This window comes from Prochlorococcus sp. (genome assembly GCF_965655815.1).
GTDB lineage: Bacteria > Cyanobacteriota > Cyanobacteriia > PCC-6307 > Cyanobiaceae > Prochlorococcus_A > Prochlorococcus_A pastoris.
Window position 1 is genome coordinate 43,393 of the sequence record NZ_CBFHHZ010000003.1, and the last position, 20,574, is coordinate 63,966.

The following is a 20,574-nucleotide window of genomic DNA, read 5'->3' on the forward strand; positions in this document are numbered from 1 at the left end:
TGGGCAAATGATTTGAATGAAAAAAAAGAATTAAAATTAATATTAGTAGCTGCTAGAAATCACCTTTCTAGAGGCGATCTTAAATCATTACTATCTTATTTAGAGTCTGATGACTGCGAGTTTGAGATTTCTCTTCAAGTTTCTGAACCAACGGAACAACCTGAACTACTTGAATTGCATAGATTGGTTGCTATTCCCGCTCTTATTAAAGTTTCACCAGCTCCAAAGCAAATATTTGCAGGAAGTAATATTTTTGTTCAGTTGCAGACTTGGTTGCCTAGATGGAAACAAGAAGGAGTTACACAAAATTTAGGTATTAATCTTCAACCTTCTAAAATAGATTCAATTAGAACCCAAAAAGAGTTTCTCCTTGAAGAAGAATTATTGGTCCTTAGACAAGAAAACGAAACACTTACAAAAAGAATTGAATCACAAGAAAGACTCTTAAGAATGGTTGCACATGAATTAAGAACGCCACTGACGGCAGCAACTCTTGCTATTCAAAGTCAAAAACTAGGACAAATTGATATAAAAAAATTGCAAGACGTAATTAAACGACGTTTAGAGGAAATTGAACTTTTATCTCAAGATCTTCTTGAGGTCGGAACAACTAAATGGGAAGCTCTTTTTAATCCTCAAAAAATTGATTTAGGAAACATAAGTGCTGAGGCAATTCTTGAATTAGAAAAGTTTTGGAGATTAAGGAAGATAGAAATTGATACTGACATACCATCTGATCTCCCAAGCGTATATGCAGATCAAAGAAGAATGAGACAGGTATTTTTAAACTTAATTGAAAATGCCCTTAAATTTTCAGAAGATTCTGGAAGAATTAAAATTACATTGATTCATAAAACAAATCAATGGGTAGAAATAACGATTTGTGACAAAGGTGCTGGAATTCCAGTAAGTGAGCAAAAAAGAATATTTCTTGATAGAGTTAGACTACCACAGACATCTGAGGGAACATCAGGATTTGGTATTGGCCTATCTGTTTGCAGAAGAATTGTTGAAGTGCATGGAGGGAGAATATGGGTTGTATCAGAAGTTGGTGAAGGTTCATGCTTTCATTTTACTGTTCCAGTGTGGCAAGGCCAAAACAAAGATCAACAACACTTGACGAAAGGATAGCTTTACTCCTAATTTTTTATTAGCTGTTGAGCTATTTCCTTGGCCCCATCGTCTAGAGGCCTAGGACACCTCCCTTTCACGGAGGCGACAGGGGTTCGAATCCCCTTGGGGCTATAAATTAATTTCCAAAATTTTAATTATTTATTTTATTGAAGCTTTTGCTTGCTTATCTACTGCAATCAAATTTTCAGAAAGGTCTTTTTTTAACCTTTTTTCTATCATTCCTATTGGCATCCATTGACAACCCTGTACAGTCAGATCATAAATTAATGAGTTTTTTGAAGTGTCTTTTATTTTTTTAATTTTCCAGCTCCCTTCAAATCTTCTGAAATCTCCTTTAATTAGACTAAATTTTAATAAACCAAGTTCTTTCTCTTCAAATAAATCAATAGTAACTTCCGCTGAAAATTTCATTCCAAGGAAATCTTGAGCACCAACTTGTTTTAGATGAACATTATTATTATTTTTATAAATTTTTCTACTAGATAACAAATTTGGGATGTAGAGATTTAGGCGGTCATAATCAGTTAGAACATTCCATAGTGAGTTGAATGTCGCAGAAGTAGTTAACTGAGCAGCAAGCCTTCTTGTTCCTCCAGAAAGCTTTTCCATGGTCTGCTCAATTGTCCTATAGTCACCATTTTGAGAATTATTCATAGATGAATTTTTTATTAAATAAAAAATTATTCCTGTGTAACTATACCGATAAAATTTATAAAAATTTAAAAATGGAAAGATTTATAATTAAATATTCCGATCTCAAAACGTAACCATTTTTATAAAACACATACAAATTAATATACAAATTGATAATCTTTTAGTATAAATAAGTTCAAAAAATGGTTTACTCACAAGCAAAAGTTATCGCAGGTGGATTAGCTCATATTCCAATTGTTATATCAGTTTTTTATCTCATAATGACTTTTTTTAATAAAAGGGCTATAAAATTTGAAGAAGCAAATAAATCAAAAAAAACTGAGGCAAAGGTAGTGGAATCTAAGAGTGAATCGAAACCAGTAGCTGCTGCAAAGGTTGAATCCCCGAAGCCTTTGAAGAAAAAGCATGCTGATGTACCAGTTAATATATATAGACCAAAGACTCCATTTGAAGGAACAGTGACTGGGAACTACAGTCTTCTTAAAGAAGGTGCTATTGGAAGAGTAAATCACATTACATTTGACCTCAAAGAAAGCGATCCTTTTTTAAACTATATAGAGGGACAAAGCATCGGTATTATGCCTGAAGGTGAAGATGCTAATGGTAAGCCACATAAGCTAAGACTTTATTCAATAGCTAGTACAAGGCATGGAGATGATTTTGAGGGTAATACCGTTTCTCTTTGTGTCAGACAACTTCAGTATGAAAAAGATGGTGAAACTATTAATGGTGTTTGTTCTTCTTATTTATGTGATATTAAGCCAGGAGCTAAGGTAAAGATTACAGGTCCTGTAGGAAAAGAAATGCTTCTTCCTGATGAAGAAGATGCAAATATAGTCATGCTAGCTACTGGTACTGGCATAGCTCCTATGAGGGCTTATCTACGAAGAATGTTTGAAGCTACTGAAAAAGAAAAAAATAAATGGAATTTCAAAGGCAAAGCTTGGTTATTTATGGGTGCTCCTAAATCAGCTAATTTGTTATACGAAGAAGATCTACAGAGATATCTTGAAACCTATCCAGATAACTTTAAATATACAAAAGCCATTAGTCGTGAGCAACAAAATACAAAAGGGGGAAGAATGTATATTCAAGATAGAGTTTTAGAATCTGCAAATGAAATTTTCAATATGATCGAAGATGAAAAAACTCATATTTATCTTTGTGGTCTTAAAGGAATGGAACCTGGGATAGATGAAGCTATGACAAAAGCAGCTGAAGAGAAGGGATTAAATTGGTCAGAGTTAAGACCACAATTAAAAAAAGCTGGTAGGTGGCACGTAGAAACTTATTAAATTTTCTTATAAAAAACTTTTTAATAACTAAAAAACTTTTTTGGTTTAGACACAAAATGTAGCTAATTAGTCCAAAAAAGACGATTTTATCTATATAAGACTTATAAAAAGATATGTCCTCAACCTTAAGTAATCCTCTTAGATTAGGTTTGCGACAAGAAAGAGTAATATCTCCACAATGCCTAATAATATTTGGAGCTAGTGGAGATCTTACTCATAGGAAACTTATACCTGCCTTATTTGAACTCTATTTGCAAAGAAGGATCCCAAGTGAATTTGCCATAGTTGGATGTGCAAGAAGGCCTTGGAATGATCAAGATTTTAAGGAAAAAATGAAGGCTAAGTTAGCTGATCAAATATCTGACAATGAAAAGGAATGGGAACAGTTTTCAAATTATCTATTCTACGAACCAGTTGATTTACAGCAAAGTGATCATGTTGTAAGACTTTCCAAAAGATTAAATAAAATTGATAAATTACAGGCTACACATGGAAATAACACCTTTTACTTATCAGTATCTCCAAACTTTTATGGAAGTGGATGTAAGGCTCTAAAAGCTGCTGGATTACTTGATGATCCTAAGAAAAGTCGAATTGTTATTGAAAAACCCTTTGGAAGAGACTATTCAAGTGCGAAGAAATTAAATAAGATCGTTCAAAGTTGTGCAGATGAAAGTCAGATATATCGAATAGATCATTATTTGGGGAAAGAGACTGTTCAAAACATACTCGTTATGAGGTTTGCTAATACTATTTTTGAACCTATATGGAATAGGAATTATATTTCAAGTGTTCAAATAACATCATCGGAGACTGTTGGGGTTGAAGATAGAGCTGGTTATTATGAAAGCTCTGGGGCTTTAAGAGATATGCTCCAAAATCATTTAACTCAAATGCTTGCTGTAACTGCGATGGAGCCTCCTGGTAAATTTGAACCTGAGGCAATAAGAAATGAAAAAGCAAAAGTTCTTCAAGCTTCAAAACTTGCCGATGAGAATGAACCCTGGAATTGCTGTGTCAGAGGTCAGTATGCACAAGGAGGGAATAGTCTTAAAAGACTTAAAGGTTATAGGGATGAAGATGGAGTAAATTTGAACAGTACAACAGAGACTTATATTGCCACAAAAGTATTTATTGATAATTGGCGATGGCAAGGAGTTCCTTTCTTCTTAAGAACAGGTAAAAGACTACCGAAAAGACTTGGGGAAATTGTATTAACATTTAAAGATGTCCCAGTACATTTATTTGAATCAACAATAATTAATCCTGCGCCAAATCAGCTTATTCTTAGGATTCAGCCTAATGAAGGAGCTACTTTTAAATTTGAAGTCAAATCACCTGGTTCTGGGATGAAATCAAGACCAGTTGAGATGGAATTTTCTTACGATGAATCTTTTGGAGAGCCTTCTGACGAAGGTTATGTAAGGTTGTTGGCTGATGCCATGCTCTCAGATCCTACCTTGTTTACAAGGAGTGATGAGGTAGAAGCTGCTTGGAAACTTTATACACCATTAATAGAATTAATGGAAGACGCTCCTTGGAAGTTACCTATTCATAAATACGAATCAATGACTTGGGGACCTCCTGAATCAGATCAATTACTTTCTAAAGACAATATTTTTTGGCGCAGACCCTAATCTTATAATGAAACCTCAATTAACACTACAAACCCCATTAGAACTACCTCATCAAGAAATATCTAATTATTTAAATCAATTATGGATTTCTGAAGATGAAGAAAGCGCTGGAGCAAATACTTTTACTTTGATGGTCTGGCAGCCTGCATGGCTTGAACAATGTTTAGTTAAATCAGGCTTAATAAGTGGACCAATTACTGGAACATTAAGTCCAGAAATAATAAAAGTTGCTAAAAAATTAATTATAGATAAAGGATTATCACATACTACTTCTATATATAGTGAAGAGTTATTGACTTTATTAAAGGAAAATTTATTAAATAAAGATTATGAAGACTTAAGAGGGCAATTCTTTGAATCCTCAATAAGCACTTTAAATCCTAGAAGATTAATCACCTTAGCACCAACTTTAAATAAAGAATCAGAGATAAAAACTTTTGTATCTGCATATTGCCCACTTAGTGAAAACACTATAACTCAACCTATATGTGGCGATTTGGTCGTCATAAGGGGTGACTCTAATTCTATTAATAATAAAGGATTGAAAATTATTGATGACCTATCTATTAAAGATTTACCTATTTGGTTATGGTGGAATGGCAGCCTTGATGAATCACAAGAAATTTTTAATTTTTTCACCGATCAAGGTATTAGGTTAATTATTGATACTGCAAATGGTTCTCCTAAAAGATGCTTAAAAATCCTTTATCAATCAATAAAATCAAATAAGGCTATTAATGATTTAAATTGGGTAAGACTTAAAAGTTGGCGTGAATCATTAGCAATGATTTTTGATCCTCCTTCCAGGAGACCTATATTAGAACATATTTCAGATATTGATATAGATATAGCAGAAGGTAATTTCCTTCAAGCTTTACTTCTAATTTCGTGGATTAGTGACAAACTAGAATGGGTATTTTCAAAAATAAATAAACATGGAGATTTAATAAAAATAGAATTCAAAAGAAAGAATGGCGAGAAAATTTTGACATGTATAAACCCAGTACCTTTGGGAAATCCAAGTATTCATTCAGGCCAAGTTATTGGATTAAGGTTGATTTCTAAAATTAGTGAGGTTCGTAAAAACAATACTTGTGTAATTCTTGGGTGTGAATCTGTTGAATGTATGAGACTTGAAGCTGGAGGTATGGCTGATATGCAATTAATAGAGCAAGTTGTTCCAAACTCTTTTTCTTCATCAGAATCTGATGTAAGTAAGTTATTGGGGAGTAGTAGAGGAAATACTAGTCCACTTTTTGAAAATGCTATTAAGGTCGCAGTTCAAATATTTAATGGTTTTAATAAATAAAAGAAATTAAATGCCTTGTGTAATATCTTCTCCTTCAACTGATAGTGGTAAAACTACTTTATCTCTGTTGATTTCTTGTTGGGCTTTTTCAAAAGGGATAAAAATACAAACTTTCAAGGTGGGACCAGATTATCTTGATCAACAACAACTTAGTTCAATTGGCCAACCCATTTGTCGGAATTTAGATATTTTTTTAAGTGGTGAAAAATGGGTTCAAAAAAATTTTTTAAAGCATTCTTTGAAATATGAACTCTCATTGATAGAAGGAGCTATGGGTCTTTTTGATGGATTAGGTGCAACTTCTTATTCAAGTACTGCAAATGTTGCCAAACTTCTTGATACTCCAATAATTTTTATTGTTAATGCTAAAGGTCAAGTAGCCTCTCTTCTTCCAACATTTAGAGGTTTTAGAGATTTTGATAATAAATTATCAATAAAAGGAATTATATTTAATAACGTAAATTCAGATAGACATAAAAAATTAATTAGAGAAGTTTTTAAAAATGAGGATATCCAAATCCTTGGGTTTTTACCTTCCGATTCAAAAATAACTGTTAATAAGGCTAATTTAGGTTTAATTTCTCCCTTTGATAGTGATAGTAAAATTGATGTTGATTATTTTGCAGGTTTTGCTGAAAAAAATCTTGACGTTGTTTCTCTGTGTAAATTTCTGAAATATCCTTCAAAAAAAAATATACTAAATGCCAATAGTTGTAAAGATTTTAAAATAGATAAAAAGAAACCTATCGCAATTGCAGAGGACAAAATCTTTCATTTTCAATACCCTGAAACGAAGGAGTTTCTTGATGAAATAGGAATTCCACTAATTTCATGGAGCATTTTCAATAATGAAGAAATTCCAAATGAGGCTGCATCTTTAATTATTCCAGGAGGTTTTCCCGAAAAATATGCTGGTCACATCAGTGATTCAGATAAAAGCTTAAATTCATTAAGAGAATTCCGTAAAAAAGGATTTATTTATGCAGAGTGTGGAGGAATGATGATCTTAGGAGACCTAATAAAAGATGAAAATGGTATTAATCATAAAATGAGCGGAATATTACCTTTTAAGTCAAAGAAAAGTAATTTGTCGGTAGGTTATAGATATATAAAGGGTTTAAAAGATACTCCAATGATTAAACAAAATCAATCAATTAGAGGACATGAATTTCATTATTGGCAAGTTGAACGAGCTTCCTCAGAATTTGATTTAACAAAAAATGAGAATCATAGCCAATTATTTTCTCCATGGGAAATTAAATCGTGGGAGACTAAATTTAAAAAAGAAGGTTGGTCAGATAAAAAATTACATGCAAGTTGGATTCATTTACATTTACCAAGTTGTCAAGAAGCTGCAAAAAACTTCGTAGATGCTACACAAGTTAATTATTCTCAAGATGCTTAATTTATGATCAAATCAATTATATTGAGAGGAGAACCTATAAACACAATTCCTGGTAATGTGATTAGTGGGCCTAAAAGACTCCCTATAATAACCTCAAATTTTGTATGACCAAGAGTTTCTTTTAAAGCAACTTGAGATTTAGGATCTAATTTTTTTGATAGGTTGTTAATTTCTGCAGCCTGAATACCGGCTGATTTTCTAACCCCACTTGCGTCATACATAACAATGAGTGAAAGTGCAATAGCTAATGCAAATATTGGGTTATCAAACCCTAATTGAAAACCTATTCCTGATGTAGCCCCAGTTATTAAAGCAGAATGACTTGAGGGCATGCCTCCTGTTTCAAACATAATTCCAAATCTAATCTTTCCTGATGAAAAGAAATTAAATATAATTTTTAAAAATTGAGCTATTAAACAAGATAATAGACTCCAGAAAAGAACTGAATTATCGAAGAAATCTGAAAATTCTGACATAAGTTAAATACTCTTTATCTATCTCTATTTGTAATGAAATCAGCTAAGGAGATTAAATATTTTGCATTTAAACCCCAAGGCTCAATTGCTTTCTTAGCTTGGTCCACTAAATCGAAAGCTTTTTTCTTTGATTCCTCCATCCCAAGTAATTTGGGATAAGTAGTTTTATCTGCTAAAAGATCTTTACCGGCTGTTTTACCAAGTTTCTCACTACTTGAAGTTAAATCAAGGATGTCATCTATTATTTGGAATGCTAAACCAATACCCTCTGCATAAGTAGTTAAGGCATTTAATAATTCTTCATTAGCTCCGGCAATCATTGCTCCAGTTCTGACGCAGGCTTTTAATAATGCACCGGTCTTATGAAGATGTATATATTCAAGGGTTTCGAGGTCAACTTCTTTACCTTCGCATTCCAAATCAACAACTTGACCACCAACTAGTCCGGGTGCTCCTGCTACTAGGGAAAGTTCTCCAACTACATTTAATAATCTATTGGAATCAACGCCAGGGCTTCTTAGTGAGACCATTTCAAAGGCTCTCGTTAATAATGCATCACCAGCCAGAATAGCTATTGCATCGCCGTAAACTTTATGATTAGTAGGTCTTCCTCTCCTTAAGTCGTCATTGTCCATAGCAGGTAAATCATCATGAATCAATGACATGGTGTGAATCATTTCTATGGCAACTGCTGTAGGAACAGCTAGAGAGGGTTCACCTCCTGCTAGTGAACAAGAAGCTAAACATAAAATTGGACGTATCCTTTTCCCTCCAGCCAGGAGAGAATATCTCATTGAATCCCTAAGGATTTCTGGGTTCTCGGGGCCTAATGAGAAATCAAGAGCTTCTTCGACGACTTTTTTTGTGTCTGTTAGATATTTTTCAAAATCTGGAATATTATCTATAACTTCTGTCATTTTTTACTTTGAGTAATGTTTTTCTGAATCGTGAGCTTTATGACAGCAGGTCATTAAGAGTTGATGATAAACCAAATTGTTTTTGCCAGCTGGAAATAGTATTTACTAGTAACATTGTTACTGTCATTGGTCCAACACCCCCAGGAACAGGTGTGTATGCAAATACTTTTGGAATGACATCTTCTAATAATACATCTCCACATAATCTGGTTTTGCTTTTGTCGGAAGTTGTTAATCTGTGTATTCCAACATCAATAATTACAGCACCCTCTTTAACGAAACTTGAGTCTATGAGGTTAGGTTTTCCTGCAGCAGCGATTAATATATCTGCTTCCTTGCATATTTTATTTAAATTTAAAGTTTTTGAATGAGTAATTGTCACTGTCGCATTAAGGTTCAACAACATAAGAGATAGGGGTTTCCCAACTAACAAACTTCTTCCAATAACAACAATTTTTTTTCCTTCAATTTTAATATTTTGGGATTTTAGTAAATTTACGATCCCAGCTGGTGTGCAAGATCTCATTGCCTGTTCATTTTTTACTAACTTCCCAATATTTTGCTCATTTAATCCATCTACATCTTTTTTTGGATTAATAAAACTTATCAATCTTTGTTCATCAAATTTCTTTGATATGGGAAGTTGTAATAACATTCCATCAATATTGTTATCAAGATTTAATTTATTTAATAATTGTTCAACTTCTTTTTGCTCTACTGTATCTTTTAGATGAAAAATATAACTCTTTATTCCAACTCTTGAACAAGCTTTTTCTTTGTTACCCACATACACTCCGCTTGCGGGATCTTCGCCAATTCTTATTACAGCCAAACCAGGATTTCTTTTTGCAATTGTTTTATTAGTAAGAATATAATTTCTTAATCTTTCTTCTATTTCTAGGGATAATTTTTTACCATCTAGTTTTAATGACATTTAGAAAAACTTCTCCTTTTTACTCCTAGCATGCCTATAATTTTTAAATTAATCAATTCGATTTAATTCTATTCTGTGCAAAATAAAACAAGAATTATAAAAAATTTAAATAACTTATGGAAAAGAAGTCAATTCCCTTCACAGCACCCTATTCAAATTTCAACAATAGATAAATTAATTATCTTCCTAATATGTATTGTTATCTCCATAATATCTTCCTATGAAATTCTTCTTGTTCAAAATTTAGAAGGTTCAGATTTTTTAACTTGGGGAATTAATTTTAGTGAAGTCTTATTTACTTGCGGATTTTTAATACTAGTTTCTAGAAAAGAAAATCCAAATATTAATTCAAGACAAATCCTCTTAATTATTTCACTACTATTAGTTGTTCAAATGATAAAAAATATATTTGGATCAGGATTTAGTCCTTTATCAATCATCATACCTCCTGCTTTAATTATTTCTCAAGGTATGGGAACCATAACTGCTTTAGCTTGGGTCTCAATAGCAAGCCTAAGTTGGCCAGATTCTCTGACAAATATTAATAGTAATCTTCTACTCATAACCTTGATTTGCGCAAGTGTTGTTTCAGTTCTTGGCGGAAGAATAAGAAGTAGAGCTCAGTTACTTCAACTTTCAATATTTGTTCCAATAGGGGCATTGATTTCTCAATGGTTACTAATTGGAAATGAGGAATATTCCTTTGTGGATAACCAAGAAATTTTTACTTCAAATGGCAAAATATTTTCTGATTCTCTGTTACTGGCAATAATAATGCTCATAACAATATTATTTATCCCCATTTTTGAGTCCATATTTGGATTGTTAACAAAGGCAAGATTATTGGAATTGGCTGATAAAGAAAAACCTCTTATTAGAAGACTCTCTATTGAAGCCCCAGGAACTTTTGAACATACTTTGTTGATATGTGGTCTAGCTGAAGAGGCGACAAGAATGATTGGAGGAGATATTGATCTTATCAAAACAGGTTCTCTATATCATGATGTTGGAAAATTACATGCTCCAAATTGGTTCATTGAGAATCAAGATGGGGGGGTGAATCCACATGATGAAATTGATGATCCTTTAAAAAGCGCAGAGGTTTTACAAGCCCACGTAGATGAAGGGCTGAAATTTGCAAGAAAAAATAGATTACCAAAACCAATAGCTAATTTCATCCCAGAACATCAAGGAACTCTTAAAATGGGATATTTTCTTAATAAAGCTGAAGAGAAAAAATTAAATTTTAATGAGAACGATTTTAGATATAAAGGTCCTATCCCTCAATCCAAAGAAACTGCTATCTTGATGCTTGCCGATGGATGTGAAGCGGCCTTAAGAGCAATGGATATTAATGCTTCTGATTCTGAAGCACTAGAAACAATATCCAAAATATTTTATTCAAGGCAAGTTGATGGTCAGTTAAATGATAGTGATCTTTCCAAGGGAGAAATTTTTCTAATAAAAAAATCTTTTTTAAATGTTTGGAAAAGAATTAGACATAGACGAATTCAATATCCAATAACAAAAAATAACACTTTTTCTTAATCTAATATTTTTTATAATCTAATACTTCTTCGATGTTTCGGATTGCACCAATATATTAAAGCTAAGATTCCAAATAAAGAGAACAAAAGTGTAAAACCTCCAATTCCAAAAATATCTTTAAGGGCGACTAATCGAAAAATAGAGTATGGAGCTGTTCCAGAAATTATCATTGAAAGAGATACCAGAGTCAAGGTAATACCCCATTTCTTTTCCGCTAAAAGAGCAGACGAAGAAACTATCCCAACTATTGCTGAAGGCCAGCCAAGGCTTATAGCTAGAGTAATATTAGCCACTTTTAATTGAGGTCCATAACTTACTATTAAAGCGATTATGGGTAAAGCAATAATATTACTTATCAAACCAACCCATGCAAGAGTCCAATATCCTAATACCTTTTCTCTCATTACTTTATTCGATTAAATATAAAATCAAAGCTTTAATCTACATTATTAGGTTACTGGTTTTTGACTAAACTTAATAATCCCAAAACTAAATTATTTTTATGGATTTGATAATATTTTATTTTTAGGATTTTCTAAATTATCAAATTGGGGATGAATAGAGTTTTTCTTCTCAGAAAAAACAAGTCTGTTTAAAGCATTTACAAAAGCATTGGCAGCAGCAACAACTACGTCTGTATCCGCAGAATGTCCTGAATATATTTTATTCTTGTTCCGAATTCTTATAGTAACTTCCCCTAATGCATCTATTCCTTCCGTTACAGATTTTACTGAAAACTCTATTAATTCATTAGGAACTTGTGCTAATGCATTTAGTGCTTCGCAAACCGCATCTACAGGTCCAGTACCTACTGCGACAGCAGTATCTTCAGTATGGGTTTCTGTATTTATAAGAGTCACTGTCGCGGTAGGCTTGGATGTACTGCCGCAACTAACTTGAACATGACTTAGTTGAAATTTAGATTCCGGAAGTTGAACTTGTTCACTAACTATAGCTTCTAAATCTCTATCGGTAATTTCTCTCTTTCTATCAGCTAGATCTTTGAAACGAGCAAACGCATCATTCAGGTCTTCTCTGCTTAAATCGTATCCCATCTCTTCCAATCTTGCTCTTACGGCACTTCTTCCGCTAAGTTTGCCTAATGAAATTTTATTATCATTTAAACCAACAGTTTTGGCATCAATAATTTCATATGTGAGTCTGTTTTTTAATACACCATCCTGATGGATTCCTGATTCATGAGCAAAAGCATTCGCCCCAACAATCGCCTTATTAGGTTGAACATTCATACCAGTTAAGTTAGATACTAATCGTGAAGTTTTGGTGATTTCTTCTGTTCTTATAGCTGTTAACGGAGTAGGTGAATCTGAATTTCTTCCAAAGAAACTATTAAAAAAACTTTTCCTCACATGTAATGCCATTACTAATTCTTCTAGGGAGGCATTCCCAGCTCTTTCACCTATGCCGTTTATTGTGCACTCTAATTGCCTCGCTCCGTTTTTTGCTGCTTCTAGAAAATTAGCGACAGCTAAACCTAAATCATTATGACCATGAACTGAAATAATAGCTTCATCAATATTTGGAACATTTTTATTAATATCAAAAATAAGCTTCCCGAATTCACTTGGAGTTGTGAACCCAACTGTATCTGGAATATTAATAGTTGTAGCTCCTGATGTTATCGCTAGTTGAATTACTTCATAAAGGAATTCAGGATCACTCCTTGAGGCATCTTCACAAGAGAATTCAACGTCATCAACTAATGATTTAGCATAACTAACCATTTCAGGAACTATACAAAGAACATCTGCTCTTTTTTTTCTAAGTTTATGTTTTAAATGGATATCACTAGTGGCTATAAATGTATGAATTCTTTTTTTAGGGGCTGGGCTTATAGCTTCATAACAAGCTTTTATATCATTTGTAGAAGCCCTAGCTAAACCACAAATTATTGGACCATTTTCTCCCCCAACTACTTCTGCAATTTTATTTACTGCCTTAAAATCTCCAGGACTAGCAAATGGAAATCCTGCTTCAATAACATCTACTCCTAATCTTGCAAGTTGATGAGCAATTGCAAGCTTTTCCTCAAGATTTAGACTCGCACCAGGGGATTGCTCACCATCTCTCAGTGTTGTATCAAAGATCAATATTCTGCCAGGATCTTTGGACATTTATTAATTACAATTAATCCTATATTAAGCTAATTAAAAAAAAATTACTAGATATGTATAAATAAACCCTGTCCATAGGAATCATAACCTTATTATTTTTGGTAAAATTTTATAAGAAAGAAGTTTTTATATTTGTTTAATAAAGTATTATTTATACAAAATTAAATAATTAAATATCTGCCTAAAAGTAAATTTTGACATTTTAAACGAACTTTGATCATAATCTTTAAAAAACTATGAATGGGCCTTTCCCTAATAAAAATTACTTAGGCAGATTGGCAATAGTTCTACACGCTCATCTCCCATATGTTAGAAAAAATGAAAAAAATTCCTTAGAAGAAGATTGGTTATTCCAAGCAATACTCGAATGTTATATTCCATTACTTCAAGTAATGGAATCAAGCAAAAAGAAAGATACTAGCAATACAAAATTAACCCTCAGTTTATCTCCAACCTTATTATCACTTCTTCAAAATAAACAAATTCAAAAGAAATACTCATCTTGGATTAAAACAAGAATAGAATTTTTGAATGATTTACCTAAAAAAGAACAAGCTGCATCTGAATTTCTTCTAAGAAATATTAAAAATAATTATTTATATTGGGAAAAATGTTCTGGAGATTTGATTGAAAGATTTAAAAATTTAAATTTGACTGGAAATTTAGATATCCTTACTTGTGCAGCAACACATGGATATTTACCAATCCTTAGAGAAAATCCTGAAACAGTGTTAGGTCAAATAAATACGGCAATAAGAAGTCATGAAGTTATTTTTGGAACAAGACCATTAGGGATTTGGTTACCTGAGTGCGCTTATTATGAAAACCTTGATGAGATATTACTTAATTGCGGAATTAGATATGCAGTTTTAGATGGTCATGGGATTTTAAATGGATCACCAAGGCCAAGGTATGGTGTATATGCACCTATTTGTTCAAAAAAAGGGGTGGCTTTTTTTGGGAGAGATAGTGAATCAACATTGCCAGTTTGGTCCTCAAGAGAGGGATACCCAGGGAATCCAGTTTATAGGGAATTTCATAAAGACTTAGGGTGGGAATTGTCTTCCACAGAACTACAAAAAAAAGGAATTCCAACGAGTAGGCCTTTAGGATTAAAATTTCATAGAATTACAAATAATGAGTGTTCATTAGGTAAAAAAGAATTTTACATAGAAGATGAAGCTTTAAAAAAAGTTGAAGAACATGCTGACAATTATCTTTTATCAAGATCTAAACAATTAAAGAACCTTTCTTTATCCGCATCATTCGAACCTTTGTTAATTGCTCCATTTGATGCCGAACTATTTGGACATTGGTGGTATGAAGGACCAAGATTTATAGAAAATATACTTAAAAAATCTACAAAATATTTCATTAAGCTTACAAACCTAAGGGAAATCCTTCTTCAAAATCCTGACCTTCAAATTTGTGATCCATCTCCTTCAAGCTGGGGTCAGGGCGGATTTCATAATTATTGGCTTAATGATAAAAACGCATGGATAGTTCCAGAAATCACAAAAGCTGGTGCTGTTTTTATTGAATTATCTAGTAAGAACTTTAATGATGATTTCTCTTTAAGATTATTAAAGCAAGCAGCAAGAGAGTTGCTTCTGTCCGAATCCTCTGATTGGAGTTTCATTTTAAAGGCTGGAACTACAACCGAACTCGCTAAAGAAAGGATTGATAGACATCTTTTTAGATTCTGGAAATTAATTGAGATGTTAGAAGATAAATCTTTTATTGATTATGAATTTCTCAATAATATTGAAGAAGAAGATAAGATATTCCCTAATATAAGAATTGAAGATTGGCAATCATAAGAATTTCATTTTATCTTTAACATCCCAAGCTTAACTTTTAAAGGTGAATTTATAAACATTTTACTCATTACATAAATCAATTTAGGTAATGGAAGAGTATTGGTTAAAAAACCTACCCATTCTTCCGTTGACAATTTGAAAAAATTAGAAAAGAAAGATCTTAATCTACTTTCATCAAAGCTCATTAATCTCCTGAGTCCATATTGATATAGTCTATGTCTTTGAATTAATTCAAATGGCCATAAGACTGACCATCCTTTAGTGGCTAATTCTAGTGAACTATAGTTTGGTTCTTTCAAAAAGATTGCTAATTTTTCAGCGAGAAGTGGAGCTCTTCTTAATAGAGATCCAATCATATATCCAGATGCGGGATGAACCATACTTGCGGCTCCTCCAAAACCAAGAACCGATTGTTTCTTATATGGTAATGGTAAATTCATAGGGAATAAGCAATTCTCCTCATGAAAAATTTCTACTACTTTTATACCCTTGTTATTTAATCTACTTAAAAGTCTTTTTTTTAGATGGTCTTGTGAAAAAGAAGGATAACTAGCTAGTGATGTCTCTTCAACAAAATAAGTTTCACTACCTAAATCCATTGCGTAAAGAAAAGAGGGGGATTTTAACAACTCTTCATCCTCTAAATGGTCAGAACGAAAATCCATTAAAACAAATTGATCTTTGTCTACAGGAGGAGTAGAAAATTTACCGACGATTCCATAAGCAGCTTGCTGTGCGACTTCTTTTAAAAATGGTCTTTTTACAAATTTACTCTTATGTCCGCTTGCATCGATTACTAATCTTGCCTTTAGTTTTAACCCTGATGAACAAATTACTTCAGAAATCTTGTTTTCTGAAGTAATTAATTTTGCAGTTTCATTTAACCACTGAATACCTTTGCAGGTCTTCAAAAGTTCATTTTGAAAAGCTTCCTGATTAATTAAACCATAATCATAATAATGTTTTGTAGGACTATTCCCTTTGTCCTTTATTCCATCTCCAAAATAGCTTACAGTTTTTGACCATCTATGAGATAACAAAGACGCTAAACCAAATTCTTCTAACTCAGAAGCCCAAATCCCATATGTGTTTTCCCATTTTTCATAAGGAGATTTTGTTGATATCCCCTTGATATTAAGATTTTGTTTGGCTAATTCTGAAGCTAAACATAATGCTGCAGGCCCAGAACCTAATATCAAAATATCAAGAATTTCCATAAGAACTTTCTAATCTAAAGGTTTTTAAGTTTCTTCTTCATTGGAAATTAATTGATCTTCTTCAATTTGTTCGTGAGGAACTAACACAACCTCGGATAAATGATCTCCATCATCTAGTCGTTGTAATTTTACTCCTGTAGCAGCTCTTGATTGTTGAGAGATTTTATCGGCATTAGTTCTTACAATTACGCCTTTTTCGGTAACCAAAAGTAATTCTTCACCTTCTCCAAGAACCTTAAGGCCGACGAGTGAATCATCTTTGATTCTGAATTTAATTGCTCTTAGTCCCATACCTGCACGTTTTTGTAATCTAAATTTTGTAACTGGAACTCTTTTCCCAAGACCAAAAGCACTGGCTACTAGAACCCAAGGTCCTTTTAAAGACTTACTTTCAAGATCTTCCTCATTCTCATTTTCAATATCTTCCTCTTCAAGATTTGCTAATTGATCAACCATGATACAACTTAAAACATCCATTGATACAAGTTTATCTCCTTCTTTTAAGTTCATTGATTTAACACCTCTAGCAGTTCTTCCAAGAGGTCTTAATTCATGAATATCTAACCTAAAATGAATAGTCATTCCTCTGCTCGACCCAATTAAGACACTATCTCCTTCTGTTGATAATCTAACCCAGGTTAAAGCATCTCCTTCTTCTAGATTAATAGCTATTAGACCATTTGATCTTACTTTTGAAAAAGCGGATAATGGAGTCCTTTTTATAAATCCAGCTTTGGTAAGCATTAATAAATAACACTCGTTATCGAAGGAATCTACTGAAACAAGAGAAGTAATTTGTTCTTCTCTTGGTATTGGGAGTAGTTGAACAGAGGGAGTCCCTTTAGCTGTTCTACTACTCATAGGTACTCGATAAGCTGGGAGTGCATAAGCTACCCCTCTATCACTGAAAAGTAAAAGAGTATCATGATCATTACAGCTTATGAATAATTTAACTTCATCATCTTCTTGATTCTTTGTTCCAGCTTTACCTCTAGACCCCCTGCTTGTAGATTCGAATTCACTTACAGGCATTCTTTTTAAGTATCCTGCAGTCGTTAATAAAACAACGGATCTTTCGTTAGCTATTAAGTCAATATCATCAAGCCCCCCGCCTAAATTGAGAATCTCTGTTTTTCTCGGAGATGAAAATCTTTCATCTATTTTACTAAGCTCTTCAAGAATAATTTCATTTATTCTCTCCTTATCACTCAATATTTTTTTGTAATCTGTAATCTTCCTTGTAAGTTCATCATGCTCTGCTTTAATTTTATCGGCCTCTAAAGCTGTTAATCTTCTTAATTGCATTTGTAAAATTGCATCTGCTTGAATTACAGATAATTCATGATCATTTTGCAGTTGTTCTCTCGCTGAATTCGTATCTTTTGCAGATCTTATTAAATTTATAATATTATCCATAGCGTCAAGGGCTAAAAGAAGACCCTTAATAATGTGATCTCTCTCCTCTGCTTTTTTCAATAAGAAACTTGTTCTTCTTTTTATTGTTTCAATTCTAAATTCTAAAAATACATCTAGCATTTTTCTGAGAGAAAGGGTTGTAGGTTCTCCGTTGACAAGAGCTAAAATATTTGCACTAAAGTTATTTTGTAGAGGTGTTATTTTAAATAAATTATTTAGAACAACTTGAGGATAGGCATCTCTTTTAAGCTCAATTACAATTCTCATCCCATCTCTATCACTTTCATCTCTAATATCTGATATCCCATCTAATCTTTTCTCATTTACTAGATCTGCGATTCTTTCTATAAGAGCGGCTTTATTAGTTTGAAATGGAAGCTCAGTAATTATTACGGCATCTTTTTCTGCTCTTCCAGGAGATTTAATTTGTTCAATATCTGCAACCCCTCTCATCGTTATTGACCCTTTCCCAGATTTGAAGGTCTCTTTGATACCATCTCTTCCTAATATCTGGCCTCCAGTTGGAAAATCTGGGCCTTTAATTAATTCAAAAAGTTCTTTATCTTCTGTTGAGGGATTTTTGATTATAGCTTTAAGACCATCGATTAATTCTCCTAAATTATGCGGGGGTATATTAGTTGCCATTCCAACAGCAATACCTGATGATCCATTTAAAAGGAGTTGCGGGATCCTAGCGGGTAAAACATTTGGTTCTTGTTGTGAGCCATCAAAATTATCTGAAAAATCCACAGTCTCAGATTCAATATCCTCGAGCAAACTTTCATCTGTTAGGGATTGAAGACGTGATTCTGTATATCTCATCGCGGCAGGGGGATCATTATCTACGGATCCGAAGTTCCCATGTCCATCAATTAATGGCATTCTCATAGAAAAATCCTGTGCCATACGTACTAATGCATCGTAAACAGCAGTATCTCCATGAGGATGGTACTTTCCTAAAACCTCTCCAACTACCCTCGCACATTTTCTATATGGCCTACCGCTTGTTAAACCAAGCTCATACATCGCATATAAAATCCTTCTATGCACTGGTTTTAATCCATCTCTTGCATCAGGGAGAGCACGTCCGACGATAACACTCATCGCATACTCTAGATAAGAGCGTGACATCTCATTTCTTAAATCAGTCTGAATGATTCGATCGTTATTTTCACTCAAACCAGAATTCTCAGAATCAACAATATCAGACATATAAAAGACCTTTATTTAATAATAATCCCTGATTGTCAGAATGAATAAAAAAAAGCTAATAATTAATTTTCAAATACTCACATTTATACACAAATAATAAAAAAACTCTTTTGTTTTTCAATAATTATTGGCTTATTACCCCTTTAGTTGTTAATTTAATCAGAATAAATAAAAAAATCGTGAATATCGAAATTGGTTTAAACAAAAAAGTTAGAAGAGCTTATGGTATTGATGAAATAGCGTTAGTTCCTGGGACTCGAACTCTAGATTATGATTTAACTAATCCTTCTTGGTCAATTGGAAATGTTAAAAGAGAAATTCCAATTATTGCGAGTGCAATGGATAGTGTGGTTGATGTAGATACAGCTGTAGAGCTTTCAGAGTTAGGAGCTCTTGGTGTTCTTAATATGGAGGGTATTCAAACTAGATATGAAAATCCAAAAGAAATATTAAGTCAAATCTCATCTGTTGGGAAAAGTGAATTCGTTCCTCTAATGCAAAAAATATATAGTGAACCTATAAAAGAAGACCTAATAATTAAAAGAATTAATGAAATTAAAGAAAAAGGAGGGATAGCCGCTTTAAGTGGAACTCCTCAAGCTGCTATTAAATTTAAAGAAACACTTGTCAAATCAAAAATAGATTTATTTTTTCTACAGGGAACAGTAGTTTCAACAGAGCATTTAGGTATGGATGGAAAGGAGACATTAAATATTAAAAGTCTCTGTCAATCTTTAAAAGTTCCCGTTATTGCTGGAAATTGTGTGACTTATGAAGTTGCAGACCTTCTTATGAAAGCAGGTGTAGCAGGTCTTATGGTAGGAATTGGTCCAGGTGCTGCTTGTACTTCTAGAGGTGTTTTAGGTATTGGCATACCTCAGGCAACAGCAATATCTGACTGCAGTTCAGCAAGAGATAATTATTTTGAAGAAACTGGTCGATATGTCCCAGTAATTGCTGATGGGGGGATAATTACTGGTGGAGATATTTGTAAATGTCTTGCTTGTGGTGCTGATGCAGTAATGATCGGGTCTCCTATAGCTAAATCTTCTAGTGCGCCAGGTAATGGTTTTCACTGGGGAATGGCAACTCCTAGTCCAATTTTACCTAGAGGTACAAGAATTGAGGTAGGCTCTACTGGTTCTTTAGAAAGAATTATTAAAGGACCTGCATTACTTGATGATGGGACACATAATTTACTTGGAGCTATTAGAACTTCAATGAGTACTCTTGGAGCTAAAGATATTAAAGAAATGCAAAATGTAGAGATTGTAATTGCACCCTCTCTCTTAACAGAGGGTAAAGTGTATCAAAAAGCTCAACAACTTGGAATGGGTAAGTAACATAAAAATTTATCGATTTAAATGTCAAAAATTTCTCTTAAGGAGTTATCATTAATTTATGGGGGAAACCCCATACTCCTCACACACCAAATCGCCCGATTTATCGGGCTTTTTTAAGTCGT

At 33.1% G+C, this 20,574-nt stretch carries 16 protein-coding genes and 1 tRNA gene; 9 read left to right on the forward strand and 8 right to left on the reverse strand.

Annotation, left to right across the window (positions count from 1 at the left end):
- The first annotated feature begins 12 nt into the window (after window positions 1-12).
- Complete coding sequence (locus tag ACTF45_RS05045; RefSeq protein WP_288346621.1) at window positions 13-1,131, forward strand: histidine kinase; 1,119 nt, start codon at window positions 13-15, stop codon at window positions 1,129-1,131.
- A 41-nt stretch (window positions 1,132-1,172) separates the two neighbouring features.
- Window positions 1,173-1,245 (forward strand) — tRNA-Glu (locus ACTF45_RS05050).
- Between the two features lie 27 nt (window positions 1,246-1,272).
- On the opposite strand, the gene ACTF45_RS05055 is transcribed toward ACTF45_RS05050, so the two are convergent.
- Window positions 1,273-1,788: an SRPBCC family protein gene (locus ACTF45_RS05055; RefSeq protein WP_288346620.1), complete on the reverse strand. Its 516-nt coding sequence runs from the start codon at window positions 1,786-1,788 to the stop codon at window positions 1,273-1,275.
- A 182-nt stretch (window positions 1,789-1,970) separates the two neighbouring features.
- Between ACTF45_RS05055 and ACTF45_RS05060 the strand changes: the two genes are divergently transcribed.
- The 4 genes from ACTF45_RS05060 to ACTF45_RS05075 all read left to right on the forward strand — a co-directional run bounded on the left by ACTF45_RS05060 (window position 1,971) and on the right by ACTF45_RS05075 (window position 7,434).
- A complete protein-coding gene (locus ACTF45_RS05060; protein WP_288346619.1) occupies window positions 1,971-3,083 on the forward strand; it encodes an FAD-binding oxidoreductase in 1,113 nt (370 codons plus the stop codon).
- A 113-nt stretch (window positions 3,084-3,196) separates the two neighbouring features.
- Window positions 3,197-4,720 carry a glucose-6-phosphate dehydrogenase gene (gene zwf / locus ACTF45_RS05065; protein ID WP_288346618.1) on the forward strand — a complete coding sequence of 508 codons (1,524 nt, stop codon included), beginning with the start codon at window positions 3,197-3,199 and terminating at the stop codon, window positions 4,718-4,720.
- A 7-nt stretch (window positions 4,721-4,727) separates the two neighbouring features.
- A complete protein-coding gene (locus ACTF45_RS05070; protein ID WP_288346617.1) occupies window positions 4,728-6,029 on the forward strand; it encodes a glucose-6-phosphate dehydrogenase assembly protein OpcA in 1,302 nt (433 codons plus the stop codon).
- A 10-nt stretch (window positions 6,030-6,039) separates the two neighbouring features.
- Complete coding sequence (locus ACTF45_RS05075; protein WP_438949478.1) at window positions 6,040-7,434, forward strand: cobyrinate a,c-diamide synthase; 1,395 nt, start codon at window positions 6,040-6,042, stop codon at window positions 7,432-7,434.
- Here ACTF45_RS05075 and ACTF45_RS05080 read toward each other — a convergent pair.
- Genes ACTF45_RS05080 through folD form a run of 3 tightly spaced genes read right to left on the reverse strand, consistent with a single transcriptional unit; the run spans window position 7,431 to window position 9,761 of the window.
- Window positions 7,431-7,910, reverse strand: coding sequence for a divergent PAP2 family protein (locus ACTF45_RS05080; protein ID WP_438949479.1), 480 nt, complete (start codon window positions 7,908-7,910; stop codon window positions 7,431-7,433). The genes ACTF45_RS05075 and ACTF45_RS05080 overlap by 4 nt on opposite strands.
- A 14-nt stretch (window positions 7,911-7,924) precedes the next feature.
- Window positions 7,925-8,827, reverse strand: a complete 903-nt coding sequence (locus tag ACTF45_RS05085) for a polyprenyl synthetase family protein (protein WP_438949480.1) — start codon at window positions 8,825-8,827, stop codon at window positions 7,925-7,927.
- 37 nt (window positions 8,828-8,864) lie between these two features.
- Window positions 8,865-9,761: a bifunctional methylenetetrahydrofolate dehydrogenase/methenyltetrahydrofolate cyclohydrolase FolD gene (gene folD / locus ACTF45_RS05090; protein WP_438949481.1), complete on the reverse strand. Its 897-nt coding sequence runs from the start codon at window positions 9,759-9,761 to the stop codon at window positions 8,865-8,867.
- A 75-nt stretch (window positions 9,762-9,836) separates the two neighbouring features.
- Between folD and ACTF45_RS05095 the strand changes: the two genes are divergently transcribed.
- Window positions 9,837-11,309, forward strand: coding sequence for an HDIG domain-containing metalloprotein (locus tag ACTF45_RS05095; protein WP_438949482.1), 1,473 nt, complete (start codon window positions 9,837-9,839; stop codon window positions 11,307-11,309).
- 11 nt (window positions 11,310-11,320) lie between these two features.
- Here the strand turns inward: ACTF45_RS05095 and ACTF45_RS05100 are convergent, their stop codons facing one another.
- A complete protein-coding gene (locus ACTF45_RS05100) occupies window positions 11,321-11,713 on the reverse strand; it encodes a hypothetical protein (RefSeq protein ID WP_288346611.1) in 393 nt (130 codons plus the stop codon).
- A gap of 96 nt (window positions 11,714-11,809) precedes the next feature.
- Complete coding sequence (locus tag ACTF45_RS05105) at window positions 11,810-13,444, reverse strand: 2-isopropylmalate synthase (protein ID WP_438949483.1); 1,635 nt, start codon at window positions 13,442-13,444, stop codon at window positions 11,810-11,812.
- 236 nt (window positions 13,445-13,680) lie between these two features.
- On the opposite strand from ACTF45_RS05105, the gene ACTF45_RS05110 reads away from it, so the two are divergent.
- Entirely contained in the window at window positions 13,681-15,264 is a 1,584-nt protein-coding gene (locus ACTF45_RS05110; RefSeq protein ID WP_288346609.1) for a glycoside hydrolase family 57 protein, read from the forward strand.
- A gap of 5 nt (window positions 15,265-15,269) precedes the next feature.
- Here ACTF45_RS05110 and crtL read toward each other — a convergent pair whose 3' ends face one another.
- A complete protein-coding gene (gene crtL / locus ACTF45_RS05115; protein WP_288346608.1) occupies window positions 15,270-16,481 on the reverse strand; it encodes a lycopene beta cyclase in 1,212 nt (403 codons plus the stop codon).
- Between the two features lie 24 nt (window positions 16,482-16,505).
- Window positions 16,506-19,109, reverse strand: a complete 2,604-nt coding sequence (gene gyrA, locus ACTF45_RS05120) for a DNA gyrase subunit A (RefSeq protein ID WP_438949484.1) — start codon at window positions 19,107-19,109, stop codon at window positions 16,506-16,508.
- 179 nt (window positions 19,110-19,288) lie between these two features.
- On the opposite strand from gyrA, the gene ACTF45_RS05125 reads away from it, so the two are divergent.
- The gene (locus ACTF45_RS05125) at window positions 19,289-20,452 is read left to right on the forward strand and encodes a GuaB3 family IMP dehydrogenase-related protein (RefSeq protein WP_288347426.1); all 1,164 of its coding nucleotides are present in this window, start codon (window positions 19,289-19,291) and stop codon (window positions 20,450-20,452) included.
- The last annotated feature ends 122 nt before the right edge of the window (window positions 20,453-20,574 follow it).

What these genes read in the sequence shown, in the direction of transcription:
- ACTF45_RS05055 (WP_288346620.1), bottom strand. Translation starts at nt 1,788, where the DNA reads ATGAATAATTCTCAAAATGGTGACTATAGGACAATTGAGCAGACCATG.
- ACTF45_RS05060 (WP_288346619.1), top strand. Translation starts at nt 1,971, where the DNA reads ATGGTTTACTCACAAGCAAAAGTTATCGCAGGTGGATTAGCTCATATT.
- zwf (WP_288346618.1), top strand. Translation starts at nt 3,197, where the DNA reads ATGTCCTCAACCTTAAGTAATCCTCTTAGATTAGGTTTGCGACAAGAA.
- ACTF45_RS05070 (WP_288346617.1), top strand. Translation starts at nt 4,728, where the DNA reads ATGAAACCTCAATTAACACTACAAACCCCATTAGAACTACCTCATCAA.
- ACTF45_RS05075 (WP_438949478.1), top strand. Translation starts at nt 6,040, where the DNA reads ATGCCTTGTGTAATATCTTCTCCTTCAACTGATAGTGGTAAAACTACT.
- ACTF45_RS05080 (WP_438949479.1), bottom strand. Translation starts at nt 7,910, where the DNA reads ATGTCAGAATTTTCAGATTTCTTCGATAATTCAGTTCTTTTCTGGAGT.
- ACTF45_RS05085 (WP_438949480.1), bottom strand. Translation starts at nt 8,827, where the DNA reads ATGACAGAAGTTATAGATAATATTCCAGATTTTGAAAAATATCTAACA.
- folD (WP_438949481.1), bottom strand. Translation starts at nt 9,761, where the DNA reads ATGTCATTAAAACTAGATGGTAAAAAATTATCCCTAGAAATAGAAGAA.
- ACTF45_RS05100 (WP_288346611.1), bottom strand. Translation starts at nt 11,713, where the DNA reads ATGAGAGAAAAGGTATTAGGATATTGGACTCTTGCATGGGTTGGTTTG.
- ACTF45_RS05105 (WP_438949483.1), bottom strand. Translation starts at nt 13,444, where the DNA reads ATGTCCAAAGATCCTGGCAGAATATTGATCTTTGATACAACACTGAGA.
- ACTF45_RS05110 (WP_288346609.1), top strand. Translation starts at nt 13,681, where the DNA reads ATGAATGGGCCTTTCCCTAATAAAAATTACTTAGGCAGATTGGCAATA.
- crtL (WP_288346608.1), bottom strand. Translation starts at nt 16,481, where the DNA reads ATGGAAATTCTTGATATTTTGATATTAGGTTCTGGGCCTGCAGCATTA.
- gyrA (WP_438949484.1), bottom strand. Translation starts at nt 19,109, where the DNA reads ATGTCTGATATTGTTGATTCTGAGAATTCTGGTTTGAGTGAAAATAAC.